Below are 12,770 nucleotides of genomic sequence, written 5' to 3'. Positions count from 1 at the left end.
CAGGACGTGGCCGTTTTTATGGTCGCGCTTTACTGCTGATCGCCCTGTTGCTGGCGCGGTTTACCGCGCAGGCCCAGTCGCTGGAGTCGCTGGTGGATATTCAGGGCGTGCGCGGCAACCAGCTTATCGGCTATAGCCTGGTGGTGGGTCTTGACGGCACCGGCGATAAAAATCAGGTGAAGTTCACCAATCAAACCATCACCAATATGCTGCGCCAGTTCGGCGTGCAGCTGCCGTCGAAAATCGATCCAAAGGTGAAAAACGTCGCCGCCGTGGCGGTCAGCGCCACGCTGCCGCCGATGTATGCGCGCGGGCAGAATATTGATGTCACGGTGTCGTCTATTGGCGATGCAAAAAGCCTGCGCGGTGGCACGCTGCTACTGACGCAGCTGCACGGCGCGGACGGCGAGGTGTATGCGCTGGCGCAGGGCAGCGTGGTGGTCGGCGGCATGAACGCCAGCGGGGCCAGCGGATCCAGCGTTACGGTCAATACGCCGACCAGCGGGCGCATCCCGAACGGCGCCTCGGTGGAGCGGGAAATCCCCAGTGATTTCGGCATGAGCAATGCGGTGATGCTCAACCTCAAGCGGCCAAGCTTTAAAGATGCCAATAACATTGCTGCGGCGATCAATAACGCCTTTGGCGGCGGTCGGGCGACGGCGAAAAGCTCCACTAACGTTGAAGTCATCGCCCCTACCGATGCCGGTTCGCGGGTGGCGTTTATGTCGCAGCTGGAAGATGTGCAGGTGCAGGCGGAGCGGGTGCGCGCCAAAGTGGTGTTTAACGCCCGTACCGGCACAGTGGTGATGGGTGACGGCGTGGCGCTGCATGCGGCGGCGGTGTCTCACGGAAATCTCACGGTGTCGATTTCCGAAACCACCCGCGTCAGCCAGCCGAACGCCTTTGGCGGTGGCCGCACCGTGGCATCGCCGGACAGCAATGTGAATGTTGATCATGCGCGTCCACAGATGATCGCCCTGCCGGAGTCCACCAGTCTGAAAACGCTGGTCAGCGTGCTTAATGGCCTCGGCGCGTCGCCGGACGATGTGATGTCGATTTTGCAGGCGCTGCATGAAGCCGGGGCGCTGGATGCCGATCTGGAGGTGATCTAAATGAATAAACTCGCCGCGTTAAGCGGGGCGCTACGGACCCCCGAAAAACCGGATGCCGCCGCCGTGCGCGCCAGTGATGTGCAAAAAGCGGCATCGCAGTTTGAGGCGATTTTCATGCGCAGCCTGATGAAAGAGATGCGCAAAGTGAATGAACTGTTCGATTCGAAAGACAATCCGTTTAACAGCGAGTCGGTACGCATGATGCAGGGTTTTTACGACGACGCCCTGTGCGATGAGCTGACGAAACACCAGGGGATCGGCATCGCCGAAATGCTGGTCAGGCAGTTGTCGACACCGCATCACGATTAACGTTTAAGAAACGGCGCGGCCCGGTCGCTTTACCTCTCAAAGGTGAATTTTTTAGCCGGGCCTGACCCGACGAGGAGTACCAGATGGACATGATTAATATTGGTTACAGCGGGGCGTCTGCCGCCCAGGTGCAGCTGAACGTCACGGCGCAGAATACGGCCAACGCCATGACGCCGGGCTATACCCGGCAGATGGCGATGACCAGCACCATCGGCGCGAGTGGCGGGGCGGCCAACAGCGCGGGCAACGGTGTACAGGTGGACAGCATCTGCCGCGTCTCGAATCAGTATCTGGTGAATCAGGTGTGGTATGCCGCCAGCGACAACGGCTTTTACAGCACCCAGCAGCAGTATCTGACGCAGCTGGAAACCGTGTTAAGCGATCCCAACAGTAGCCTGAGTGCCGGTTTTGATAACTTTTTTGCCGCGCTCAATGAGGCGTCGGCCAACCCGGACGACTCCGCCCTGCGCCAGCAGGTGATCAGCGAATCCAGTGCGCTGGCGCTGCGTTTTAACAATACCTGCGACTACATCCAGTCCCAGAGCGATGAACTGGTCAGCCAGGAGCAGGCGACCATTTCGCAGATCAACAGCCTGACCGCCGGTATCGCTGGCTATAACCAGCAGATCGCCGAAGCGGAAGCCAACGGCGATAACGCTGCGGCGCTGTACGACGCCCGCGATCAGATGGTGCAGCAGTTAAGCGGCATGGTGGATGTGCAGGTGCAGATCGACGACCGGGGTAATTACAATATTTCCCTGCCGAATGGCCAGCCGCTGGTCAGCGGTCAGGACTATTCGACCATCGCCATGAGCAGCACTGCCGATGGCTCCCCCAGCATGGAACTGAGCTTTGCGGGCACCACCTACACCATGAGCGAAGAGACCGGCGGCTCGCTGGGGGCGCTGTTTACCTACCAGAGTGACGTGCTGGATCCAATGACCGCCTCAATTAACAGCATCGCTGAACAGTTTACGAACGCGGTCAACGGCCAGCTGGCGGCGGGCTACGATCTCAACGGCAACCCTGGCGCGCCGCTGTTTATTTACGATCCCACCAGCCCCGACGGCCCGCTGCTGGTGAACCCGGACATCACGGAGGACGAGCTGGCGTTCTCTAGTTCCCCGGACGAATCCGGCAACAGCGATAACTTACAGGCGCTGATCGATATTTCGACCGAGCCGATGGACATTGCCGGCCTCGGCTGCGTCACCGTCGGCAATGCCTGTTCGACGCTGATCAGCAATATCGGCATTTACAGCCGCCAGAATCAGACGGAAGCGCAATCTGCCAGCAACGTCTACAACGAAGCGCAAAACCAGCAGATGAGCGTCAGCGGGGTGAGCATGGACGAAGAAGCCGTCAATCTCATCACCTATACGCAGATTTATCAGGCCAACCTGAAAGTGATTTCTACCGGCGCGGAAATTTTTGATTCCATGCTGGAAATCTTCTGATTAACCGGAAAACAGACCCATGCGCGTAAGCACTCAACAATCCTACAGCACCATGACCACCCGCTTCACGAACCTGTCGGCGCAGATGGAACATGTGGTGACGCAGATGGCGACCGGGCAACGCATTCTTTTGCCATCGGACGATCCCATTGCCGCGGCGCGGATCACCCAGCTCGATCGCCAGCAGAGCGCCATTGAGCAGTATCAGAGCAATATCAACACTGTCTCATCCAGCATGAGCCAGCAGGAGAGCGTTCTCGACGGCGTTAACAACAGTATGCTGGCGATCCGCGACGATTTGCTGGAAGCGGCGAACGGCACCAATACCGCGGAATCGCTGGCCAGCTACGGCCAGGAGATCCAGTCAATGACCGAATCGATGGTGGCGGCGCTCAACTATCAGGATGAGGACGGCCATTATATTTTCGGCGGCACCATCAATGACACGCCGCCCATCAGCTATGACGACACCGACGGCGACGGGGAAGGCGATGAGTATGTCTACCACGGCAACATGAATCACCGCACCGCCACGGTATCAAACGGCGTGGTCATGGACACCAATGTGTCGGTGGGCGAGATTTTCGGTCAGGGGCTGGAGATGTTTAACACGCTGGATGATCTTGCCAAAGCGATGCAGGATCCGGCCGTCGATCCGGTGGCGATGCAGGATGAAATGACCCGCGCCATCAACCTGATTGATAACAGTGCCGATTCGCTTAACAGCGCCATCGCCAGCCTCGGCGAGCGGCAAAATACCATGAGCATGTTGAGCGAGGCGCAGACCGGCGTTGCGGATTCTAATGCCGATCTGATTGGGCAACTGGGCGATCTGGATTATGGCCCGGCCAGCATTACCTTCACCGGACTGGAAATGGCGATGGAAGCGACCATGAAAACTTACTCCAAAGTGAGTGAGCTGAGTCTTTTTAGCGTCATCTAACTTATTGTCGTCCCAGGATCATCATGCAGGTTGGTTTACAGACTTCTACACGTTCCACCTCCGCCGGGCTGGTGTCGCCCACCGTTCGCCAGCCCGGCGTCGAGCGTACCGCGCCCGTCGGCGATAAAGCCGCCGTCGGTGAATATCCGGCGTCACCGCTGATCGCCACGCGCCCCCAGCGTTACAGCGTACAGCTTAACGATCAGCTCACCACGTTACAGCAGGCCGATCACTGGCTGGGGCAACTGGAGCGCGCGCTGGTGGATTATCGCCATGCCGGGCGGCGGGACGCGGCGAGCAGCGAGGATCCCGCCGCAACCGTGCAGTCCCTGCTGGATAAGCGTCTGGCCCTGAGCGGCGGCGCGGTAGACCGACAGTTGCAACCGGTGTTGCAGGGGCAGGCGCAGGTGAGCTTTCAGGCACCGCAACTGAGCCAGGCGCTGGCGGCGGGCGGCCCGCAGAAACTGCTGTTCAGCGTGCAAAACGGACGTAAAACGATGCTCTCCGGGCTGAATATCGATGAAGAGGCCGATGCCGGGCAGGCGGCGACGAAAATCAGCACCGCGCTACGCCGCGTCGGGGTGCAGCCGCTAAAAGGGCAGGAGGGTTTTATTACCAGCGAGCAGCACTGGGCGCAGTTGCAAAGCAGCTTCACTGTGCAGCGGGACGGCGCGGGGCAGAAGATCGCGATGTCAGTGACCGCACATCCGGCGCAGGCCGATACCCTCGCCACGGCGCTGACCACCGGTCAGCAGACGCAGCGCGTGGTGCAGGAGACGCTTAGCCAGATAAGCGGGCAGCGGCAGCAACTGGCGGCGCAGCAGGAAAAAGTTCGTCAGCGTATTGATGATATGTCGCGTTTTGCGCAGTCACAGAGCGCGGTGGACGCCTCTGCCCGGCTGGCGGGCACCCTGGATGAGGCCAGCCACAATTATGATGTGCTGGCCCAGGCGATTAACGGTCAGGCGAATCTGTCAAAACTGACGGTGCGCAGCCTGCTGGATTAACGTTTCGGGCAGGGCTGCCCGTTGTTTTGCAGCAGGGCGCGATCGGCGATCAGCAGCGTGGTGCTGTCATGATTGAACAACAGATGACGTCCGTCCGGCAGCGGCACGTTGACGCTGAGCAGATCGCTGGCGCTGATAAACTCCAGCGCCGGAAGCAACAGGGGATCCGTTCCGCGAACATGCGTATTCTGGACGCGCAGTAACCCTTCATCATTATTTATCCCGTCCGGTAACGCGCAGGCGATAAGCTGCAGCTGTAAAGCAAATGACGGGTCGTCTGCCCGCGTCAGGTCGATGTGGGTGCCGTCTTCAGCCGCCGTCATGGTGAGGTCGTACACTGCCTGACTTTCCCTCGCCAGATCGTAGAGGCCCAGCTGAGTGCGTCCAACGACCGGTGCCGTCGGCGCGGCAACGGCATTTACGCAGAGCAGTAACAGTGCTACGGCAATATTACGGGCAGACAGGCATGTCATTAAGAGTGCGCTCCGTTTCCTGATGAATTAACTGACCTAATTTTTTAACATCGTGTTGCCAACTGAATATTTCCATTAACAACTGATACTCTTTACCGCACTGATTTTGCACCAGCAGGATCACCGACATTTTTTGTACCGCGCCATAATAATAAATCGTCAGATGTGACTGATGCTCAGTGAGCAGCGTATTAATGCTGTCGAGCGACTCCGCAATATGGGACGACAATATCTGATTCGAGGTATTCACGCCGGTGCGAACCAGGCGGAAAACACTTATTTTATCGTTTTGCGGCGACAGCTCTTCTGTAATCGATAAACGTGATTTATCCAGCGACCCAGGTATTGTCTGACCCATATGATATTGCTGCCAGAGCAGGCCTGCACCCATCAGCAGTAAAAGCGTGGCGAGGGCGATAAACCACTTTTTATGTCGCCCTTTCGCCCGGTTTAGCGGGGCGGCAGGGGCGCTGTCCTGCGGGGTTTCTTTCGGGGTGATAACCGGCGGCGTATCAGGCAGGGGAAGGGGTTGCACGGCATCCGACGGTGCATCCGGCAACTGGACAAGAAAGTCTTTATTCAGCAGATAGCCTTTTTTGGGGATGGTTTTGATGATCTCCTGCACCCGGCCATCATCGCCCAGCGCGACGCGCAGGGCATATACGGCCGTCAACAGGCTGTTATTTCCGACGACGCGATTCTTCCACACTTCTCTCATCAAAAAATCACGCGACACCACTTCCCCGGCATGATTGACCAGCGTTTCGAGCATCACAAAATGGAATTCACCCAGGCGACGGATCTCTCCCGTTTCCTGGTGTACGAGGCCGTTTAAGGATGGCTCGACCTTCCAGTTATTAATGATTATCTGCATAAGTGATTTGTTAATAAGTTGCTGAGTATTAATTTATTTTTCACAATATGAGTTCCGCTACGCCACTGGGAGGGTAATGTAGCGAATGATCATTACCCCATCAATCTAAGAATAGTCTCAGCTAATGAATTAATAATTAATTAATTTCCAGGCTAACGGATTGATAAAGCTTGCCGTCAGCGCCTGTGAAGATTAACGTCGCTGATAATTGTAGATGAATGGTCTGTGAGGACCGTCACTACGGGCAAGTTTGATTAATGCAATGAGGCCATTATGTTTAAAGCGATTCAGATTGATAAACCGGAAGGACACTATACGGCATCTCTGGTGGCGCTGGACGAACAGGCGTTGCCGGAAGGAGACGTGACCGTCGCGGTGGAATATTCCTCTATTAACTATAAAGATGCGCTGGCGATCACCGGTCGCGGCCCGATTGTGCGCCAGTTCCCGATGGTGCCGGGCATCGATTTCGCCGGCACCGTGATGGCAAGCGACAGCGCCGACTACGCGGTGGGCGACCGCGTGCTGCTGACCGGCTGGGGCGTGGGTGAGCGTCACTGGGGCGGGCTGGCAGGCAAGGCGCGGGTGAAAAGCGAATGGCTGACCAAAATGCCCGCGGGCGCGGATGCTAAACAGGTGATGGCCATCGGTACGGCGGGTTTTACCGCCATGCTGTGCGTGCAGGCGGTGCTTGATCACGGCGTGAAGCCGGAAGATGGCCCGGTGCTGGTGACCGGGGCGGGCGGCGGCGTCGGCAGCTGTGCGGTGATCATTCTGGCCGCGATGGGGTATCAGGTAGTGGCGTCGACCGGGCGTCCCCAGGAAGCCGGGTGGATGCGTGAACAGCTGGGTGCCAGCGACATCATTAACCGTGATGAACTGAGCGCGCCGGGTAAACCGTTGCAGAAAGAGCGTTGGGTGGCGGCGATTGATACCGTCGGCAGCCATACGCTGAGCAATGTCTGCGCGAGCGTGCGTTATGACGGCATCGTGGCGGCGTGCGGGATGGCGCAGGGCATGGATCTGCCAGCAACCGTCGCACCGTTCATCCTGCGCGGGGTTACGTTGCGCGGTATCGACAGTGTGATGGTCAGCAGCGCAAAACGCCCGGCGATCTGGGAGAAAGCCTGCCAGTATTTAACGCCTGCGGCGCTGGAAAAACTGAGCGCCGTCTATCCGCTGAATGAGGCGATTGGGGTGGCGGAAAAACTGCTGAACGGACAGATCCGTGGCCGTGCGGTGATCAAGATTTAAATCTGGTGGCGTTGCCCGGCGGCGCAGGCTTGCCGGGCCTACGGTTAGCGGACGATGCTACGTCTGGCGCGTAAATCCGTGGGCGTGGGTTGATCGAGATTTAAATCTGGTGGCGTTGCCCGGCGGCGCAGGCTTGCCGGGCCTACGGTTAACGGGTGATGCTACGTCTGGCGAGTAATCCGTGGGCGTGGGTTGATCGAGATTTGAAACTGGCGGGCCTGAAGACGTTGGGTAGGCCGGGTAAGCGTGAGCGCCACCCGGCAAATAAACCGTTACTTGCGAATATCGTGCGCGGTGTCGTCTTCGCGGCAATCACCTGCGGCGCAGTGGCCGTAGAGATAAAGGCTATGGTTAGTCAGACGGATGCCATGCTGCGCCGCGATCTCACGCTGGCGTAATTCAATGGAATCATCGCTGAATTCAATAACCTTGCCACAGTCAAGACAGATCAGGTGATCGTGATGATGCTGCTGTGTCAGTTCAAAAACGGATTTACCGCCTTCGAAATTATGACGGGTCACAATGCCGGCGTCATCGAACTGGTTAAGCACACGGTAGACCGTCGCCAGGCCAATTTCTTCGCCCATGTCGATCAGTCGTTTGTATAAATCTTCCGCACTGACATGGTGGTTGTCAGGTCCCTGCAATACTTCAAGGATCTTTAACCGAGGAAGCGTGACTTTCAGGCCAGCCTTCTTTAGTGCGGTGTTATTGTCAGTCATGCGGAATCTGTCCTGTAGCTAAACGATTCACTTCCAAAATGGAAGTTAATGAGAGTGACGTTGAGGCAATGCGTATCATTATAGAACTGCCATGTCTAAATGAAAACTGCAAGTCCTCAAGCAAAGTATGCGTATAAAACGTGGTATCACTAACAAACCCGTAATGCGGTCATCTTCGAACAGGGGATATTGTACAGGTAAGCGTGAAAAAGTTAAAAAATTGTAGCAATTATTTCGATTGGTATTATCTATTAATGCGGCGCAGCCAACAGCTTACGCCGCACAAAAATCAGGCGTTGACGATCTCATCTAAATGAAGTTCTTCAGAAATCTGTTTCACCCATTTTTCAACGCGCTCAGCGGTCTGTTCCGGCTGACGGTCTTCATCGATGGCCAGACCGACAAAGTGGTCGTCATCTGCCAGACCTTTTGAAGCTTCAAAATGGTAGCCAGCGGTTGGCCAGTGGCCGACGATGGTTGCGCCACGCGGCTCAATGATGTCGCGAATGGTACCCAGCGCGTCACAGAAATATTCTGCGTAGTCTTCCTGATCGCCACAGCCGAAGAGGGCAACTAATTTGCCGTTGAAATCGACTTCTTCCAGCGTCGGGAAGAAATCATCCCAGTCACACTGCGCTTCACCATAATACCAGGTAGGAATACCCAGCAGCAGAATGTCGTAACCTTCGAGGTCTTCTTTGCTGCTCTTGGCGATGTCATGCACGTCCGCAATATCTTTACCAAGCTGCTTTTGGATCATCTTCGCGATATTTTCGGTATTACCCGTGTCGCTGCCGAAAAAAATGCCTGTGATTGCCATGAGTAAAATAACCTCTTGAAACTTAATGATATGGTGGTGGCGCAATGCCCACGGATAAGGGCAATCATAGCAGAACTGAGAAGGACGCGGAAACAGCAAACGCCTCAGACTGCACTCTGTGCTACATGAAAGTCATTTTCAGCGGGATTTTCAGACTATCCCCTGGCGATGCAGCAGCTGTAGCTGGGCCAGCAACAGCTCCTCAATGAGTTCGCTGCGGCTAATATCGCGGGCATCGGCCAGTTCGTTCAAGGCTTCGACGGCGTCCGCGTTCAGTTTTAACTCGACGCGTTTAAGGCCACGAACCTTGTCGCGTTTCAGCTGATTCCGCTTATTAATGCGCAACTGTTCGTCACGCGAATGCGGATTCGTTTTCGGTCGTCCTGGGCGACGATCATTCGCGAACAGATCGAGTGTCGTGCGGTCCGTTTGTTCTTTAGCCATGATTTTGAGTGACGTCGGGGGAAAAACAAGCTGCCTGGTGGAGGCCCTGCGCAATAAGCGCGCCATCATACATCAGGGAGAGGGGCACGCCAACGACCGGGCGCATCGTGGCGCTCGGTCGCCGGGTTTTTAATCAATGAGCGCGGTCAGTCAGGTAGCGGCGGATCGCCCGCAGCACGGCATCGGGTTTTTCCGCATGTACCCAGTGCCCGGCACCGGCCACCACATGCGCCCGCGCCTGCGGGAACTGCGCAAGCAGCGCATCGCGATACGCATCGGTGACATAGGGAGAATTGTCGCCACGAATGAACAGCGACGGTGTATGGAAAGCCGGCACGGTGGTCCAGCCGACGATGTTCTCGTATTGATCCCACAGCACCGGTACGTTAAATCGCCACTCGCCGTCGGCCCAGGATTTGAGTAAAAACTGGATCACGCCTTCTTCATCCAGATGCTCGCGCATCACGGCGGCGGCCTGCTGGCGCGTGCTCACCTGCGCCTGTGTCACCGCATTAATGGCGGTGAAAATCTCGTCGTGGCGGCGCACCTGGTAATCCACCGGGGCAATATCAATCGCCACCAGTTGATTGATGCGCTCAGGCGCCAGCGCGGTCAACGCCATCACGGCTTTTCCGCCCATCGAGTGGCCGATAAAGGTGGCTTTTTCGATCTGCAAGTCGTCCAGCGTATCCAGCAGATCCTGCGCCATCGCCGGGTAGGTCATCTCCGGCGAACGCGGGGAAAGCCCGTGATTACGCATATCAACCTGAATGACGTCGTGGTCAGTCACCAGATCGCGGGCCAGCACCCCGAGGTTGTCGAGGCTGCCAAATAGACCGTGAACGAGGACGATGGGAGAATTGTTGTGCGATTGTTGTGCAGTTTGCGCGCGGCTATTCAATTTCATGGCAAAGTTCTTTTTTTCGCTCTCTCAGGTTAGGGTATCATGTTGACCATTCTGCCGCCCGGCTGCAAGGGATCATCTTTATCTGACTTTTGCGTCAGAGAAGCCTGGCCGCTATCCGCTGTTGAGATTTGACCCTATAATCTCAATGACTTGTATTCAGAAAAGTGACCTCACTGGATTAAGATGAAAACGATCGAAGTTGATGATGAACTCTATACCTATATTGCCAGCCACACGAAACACATTGGCGAGAGTGCATCCGACATTTTACGGCGCATGCTGAAGTTTTCTGCCGCCGCGCAGTCTGCGGCTCCCGCGACCAAAGCCGCACCGGCTACCGCTGTCAGCCCAGCACCTGGCGTCGCATCAAACCCGGTAAAAGATAAAGTCCGCGCGATGCGTGAACTGCTGCTGTCTGACGAATATGCCGATCAGAAGCGCGCGGTTAATCGTTTTATGCTGGTGCTGTCTACACTCTATTCACTGGACGCAAAAGGCTTCGCCGACGCCACCGAGTCATTACATGGCCGTACGCGCGTCTACTTTGCCGCAGATTCGAAAACGCTGCTGCAAAGCGGAAACCAGACCAAACCCAAACAAGTGCCAGGCACACCTTACTGGGTTATCACCAACACAAATACGGGCCGTAAATGCGGCATGATCGAACACATCATGCAGTCGATGCAGTTCCCGGCGGAACTGATCGAAAAGGTTTGCGGCACAATTTAATCCTTGCATAAGAAGGACCAGGCAATGGCTAACCACCCACGTGCGGGACAACCTGCACAGCAGAGCGATCTGATTAACGTCGCCCAACTTACCTCGCAGTACTACGTGCTGAAGCCGGAAGTGGGTCATGCAGAACATGCGGTCAAATTCGGCACATCAGGCCATCGTGGCAGCGCTGCCCGTCACAGTTTTAACGAACCGCACATTCTGGCTATCGCCCAGGCGATCGCGGAAAACCGCGCGAAAAACGGCATTACCGGGCCGTGCTTTGTGGGTAAAGACACCCATGCGCTGTCAGAGCCTGCGTTTATCTCCGTGCTGGAAGTGCTGGCCGCTAACGGCGTGGACGTGGTGGTGCAGGAAAATAACGGCTACACGCCGACGCCTGCCGTATCGAATGCGATCCTTGAGCACAACAAAAAGGGTGGCGCTCAGGCCGATGGCATCGTCATCACCCCGTCGCATAACCCGCCGGAAGATGGCGGTATCAAATACAATCCGCCTAACGGCGGTCCGGCCGATACCAACGTCACCAAAGTGGTGGAAGATCGCGCCAACCAGCTGCTGGCCGATGGCCTGAAAGACGTGAAGCGCCTCCCGCTGGATGCCGCGCTGGCATCGGGCCATATTAACGAACAGGATCTGGTGCAGCCGTTTATCGAAGGGCTGGCGGAGATCGTGGATATGGCGGCGATCCAGAAAGCGGGCCTGACGCTGGGCGTCGATCCGCTGGGCGGCTCCGGTATCGAATACTGGAAACGTATCGCCAGCCACTACAACCTGAACCTGACCATCGTCAACGATCACGTCGATCAGACCTTCCGCTTTATGCACCTCGATAAAGACGGTGCGATCCGCATGGACTGCTCCTCCGAGTGCGCGATGGCGGGCTTGTTGGCACTGCGCGATAAGTTCGATCTGGCGTTTGCCAATGACCCGGATTACGACCGTCACGGTATCGTCACCCCTGCGGGCCTGATGAATCCGAACCATTATCTTGCGGTTGCCATCAACTACCTGTTCCAGCATCGTCCACAGTGGGGCAAGGATGTGGCGGTAGGTAAAACGCTGGTGTCTTCGGCGATGATTGACCGCGTGGTTGATGCGCTGGGCCGTAAGCTGGTGGAAGTGCCGGTGGGCTTTAAGTGGTTCGTGGATGGTCTGTATGACGGCAGCTTTGGCTTCGGTGGCGAAGAGAGCGCGGGCGCGTCCTTCCTGCGTTTCGACGGCACGCCGTGGTCGACCGATAAAGACGGCATCATCATGTGCCTGCTGGCCGCAGAAATCACCGCGGTGACCGGCAAAAAACCGCAGCAGCATTATGACGAGCTGGCCGCGCGCTTTGGTGCGCCGAGCTACAACCGTTTGCAGGCATCTGCGTCGTCGGCGCAAAAAGCCGCGCTCTCCAAGCTGTCACCGGAAATGGTCAGCGCAGACACCCTGGCAGGCGATCCGATCACGGCACGTCTGACCGCAGCACCGGGTAACGGCGCGTCCATTGGCGGGCTGAAAGTGATGACCGAAAACGGCTGGTTTGCGGCGCGTCCGTCCGGTACGGAAGATGCGTACAAGATTTACTGCGAAAGCTTCCTCGGCGAAGATCACCGTAAGCTGATCGAGAAAGAAGCGGTAGAGATTGTCAGCGAAGTGCTGAAAAACGCGTAATGGTATTGTCGGGTGGCGGCTACGCCTTACCCGACCTGTGATTCAGGATTTGCC

At 56.8% G+C, this 12,770-nt stretch carries 14 protein-coding genes; 8 read left to right on the top strand and 6 right to left on the bottom strand.

The features are described from left to right. Positions 1–32 precede the first annotated feature (32 nt). The 5 genes from KW828_RS03880 (at position 33) to KW828_RS03860 (ending at position 4,828) form a co-directional block, all read left to right on the top strand. Positions 33–1,112, top strand: coding sequence for a flagellar basal body P-ring protein FlgI (locus tag KW828_RS03880; RefSeq protein ID WP_305730771.1), 1,080 nt, complete (start codon positions 33–35; stop codon positions 1,110–1,112). Next, on the top strand, positions 1,113–1,421 hold the full coding sequence (locus tag KW828_RS03875) for a rod-binding protein (RefSeq protein ID WP_218335053.1): 309 nt from the start codon (positions 1,113–1,115) through the stop codon (positions 1,419–1,421). 83 nt (positions 1,422–1,504) lie between these two features. After that, positions 1,505–2,878 (top strand): flagellar hook-associated protein FlgK, encoded by a 1,374-nt coding sequence (gene flgK / locus KW828_RS03870; protein ID WP_218335052.1) that lies wholly within the window; start codon positions 1,505–1,507, stop codon positions 2,876–2,878. Positions 2,879–2,897: 19 nt separating this feature from the next. Further along, complete coding sequence (gene flgL / locus KW828_RS03865) at positions 2,898–3,821, top strand: flagellar hook-associated protein FlgL (protein WP_218335051.1); 924 nt, start codon at positions 2,898–2,900, stop codon at positions 3,819–3,821. 23 nt (positions 3,822–3,844) lie between these two features. Then, a complete protein-coding gene (locus tag KW828_RS03860) occupies positions 3,845–4,828 on the top strand; it encodes a flagellar hook-associated protein (protein WP_218335050.1) in 984 nt (327 codons plus the stop codon). Here the strand turns inward: KW828_RS03860 and KW828_RS03855 are convergent. Both KW828_RS03855 and KW828_RS03850 read right to left on the bottom strand, forming a co-directional pair. Next, positions 4,825–5,301, bottom strand: coding sequence for a hypothetical protein (locus KW828_RS03855; protein WP_218335049.1), 477 nt, complete (start codon positions 5,299–5,301; stop codon positions 4,825–4,827). The two genes, KW828_RS03860 and KW828_RS03855, sit on opposite strands and share 4 nt — an antisense overlap. Next, positions 5,279–6,175: a winged helix-turn-helix domain-containing protein gene (locus KW828_RS03850; protein WP_218335048.1), complete on the bottom strand. Its 897-nt coding sequence runs from the start codon at positions 6,173–6,175 to the stop codon at positions 5,279–5,281. Before KW828_RS03850 ends, KW828_RS03855 begins: the two co-directional genes overlap by 23 nt. 273 nt (positions 6,176–6,448) lie before the next feature. Here KW828_RS03850 and KW828_RS03845 point away from each other — a divergent pair, with 273 nt between their 5' ends. Beyond that, positions 6,449–7,429: an MDR family oxidoreductase gene (locus KW828_RS03845; protein ID WP_218335047.1), complete on the top strand. Its 981-nt coding sequence runs from the start codon at positions 6,449–6,451 to the stop codon at positions 7,427–7,429. A gap of 272 nt (positions 7,430–7,701) precedes the next feature. Here KW828_RS03845 and fur read toward each other — a convergent pair whose 3' ends face one another. The 4 genes from fur to ybfF all read right to left on the bottom strand — a co-directional run bounded on the left by fur (position 7,702) and on the right by ybfF (position 10,322). Then, positions 7,702–8,151, bottom strand: a complete 450-nt coding sequence (gene fur, locus KW828_RS03840) for a ferric iron uptake transcriptional regulator (RefSeq protein ID WP_218335046.1) — start codon at positions 8,149–8,151, stop codon at positions 7,702–7,704. 289 nt (positions 8,152–8,440) lie between these two features. Beyond that, positions 8,441–8,971, bottom strand: coding sequence for a flavodoxin FldA (gene fldA / locus KW828_RS03835; protein ID WP_218335045.1), 531 nt, complete (start codon positions 8,969–8,971; stop codon positions 8,441–8,443). Between the two features lie 150 nt (positions 8,972–9,121). Further along, positions 9,122–9,415 carry a LexA regulated protein gene (gene ybfE, locus KW828_RS03830; protein WP_088219970.1) on the bottom strand — a complete coding sequence of 98 codons (294 nt, stop codon included), beginning with the start codon at positions 9,413–9,415 and terminating at the stop codon, positions 9,122–9,124. A 133-nt stretch (positions 9,416–9,548) separates the two neighbouring features. After that, entirely contained in the window at positions 9,549–10,322 is a 774-nt protein-coding gene (ybfF, locus tag KW828_RS03825; protein WP_218335044.1) for an esterase, read from the bottom strand. A gap of 183 nt (positions 10,323–10,505) precedes the next feature. Between ybfF and seqA the strand changes: the two genes are divergently transcribed. Both seqA and pgm read left to right on the top strand, forming a co-directional pair. Beyond that, entirely contained in the window at positions 10,506–11,051 is a 546-nt protein-coding gene (gene seqA, locus KW828_RS03820) for a replication initiation negative regulator SeqA (protein ID WP_218335043.1), read from the top strand. Positions 11,052–11,075: 24 nt separating this feature from the next. Beyond that, positions 11,076–12,716 carry a phosphoglucomutase (alpha-D-glucose-1,6-bisphosphate-dependent) gene (gene pgm / locus KW828_RS03815; RefSeq protein WP_218335042.1) on the top strand — a complete coding sequence of 547 codons (1,641 nt, stop codon included), beginning with the start codon at positions 11,076–11,078 and terminating at the stop codon, positions 12,714–12,716. Positions 12,717–12,770 lie beyond the last annotated feature (54 nt).

Source organism: Enterobacter sp. ENT03, from assembly GCF_019218745.1.
In the GTDB taxonomy this organism is placed as follows: domain Bacteria; phylum Pseudomonadota; class Gammaproteobacteria; order Enterobacterales; family Enterobacteriaceae; genus Enterobacter_D.
Note: the sequence above shows the minus strand (reverse complement) of the source record. Positions and strands in the feature narration are given on the sequence as shown.

Coding starts and splice junctions, on each gene's coding strand:
- KW828_RS03845 (WP_218335047.1), top strand. CDS start 6,449: ATGTTTAAAGCGATTCAGATTGATAAACCGGAAGGACACTATACGGCA.
- seqA (WP_218335043.1), top strand. CDS start 10,506: ATGAAAACGATCGAAGTTGATGATGAACTCTATACCTATATTGCCAGC.
- KW828_RS03875 (WP_218335053.1), top strand. CDS start 1,113: ATGAATAAACTCGCCGCGTTAAGCGGGGCGCTACGGACCCCCGAAAAA.
- KW828_RS03850 (WP_218335048.1), bottom strand. CDS start 6,175: ATGCAGATAATCATTAATAACTGGAAGGTCGAGCCATCCTTAAACGGC.
- ybfF (WP_218335044.1), bottom strand. CDS start 10,322: ATGAAATTGAATAGCCGCGCGCAAACTGCACAACAATCGCACAACAAT.
- flgL (WP_218335051.1), top strand. CDS start 2,898: ATGCGCGTAAGCACTCAACAATCCTACAGCACCATGACCACCCGCTTC.
- KW828_RS03855 (WP_218335049.1), bottom strand. CDS start 5,301: ATGACATGCCTGTCTGCCCGTAATATTGCCGTAGCACTGTTACTGCTC.
- pgm (WP_218335042.1), top strand. CDS start 11,076: ATGGCTAACCACCCACGTGCGGGACAACCTGCACAGCAGAGCGATCTG.
- KW828_RS03860 (WP_218335050.1), top strand. CDS start 3,845: ATGCAGGTTGGTTTACAGACTTCTACACGTTCCACCTCCGCCGGGCTG.
- ybfE (WP_088219970.1), bottom strand. CDS start 9,415: ATGGCTAAAGAACAAACGGACCGCACGACACTCGATCTGTTCGCGAAT.
- fur (WP_218335046.1), bottom strand. CDS start 8,151: ATGACTGACAATAACACCGCACTAAAGAAGGCTGGCCTGAAAGTCACG.
- flgK (WP_218335052.1), top strand. CDS start 1,505: ATGGACATGATTAATATTGGTTACAGCGGGGCGTCTGCCGCCCAGGTG.
- fldA (WP_218335045.1), bottom strand. CDS start 8,971: ATGGCAATCACAGGCATTTTTTTCGGCAGCGACACGGGTAATACCGAA.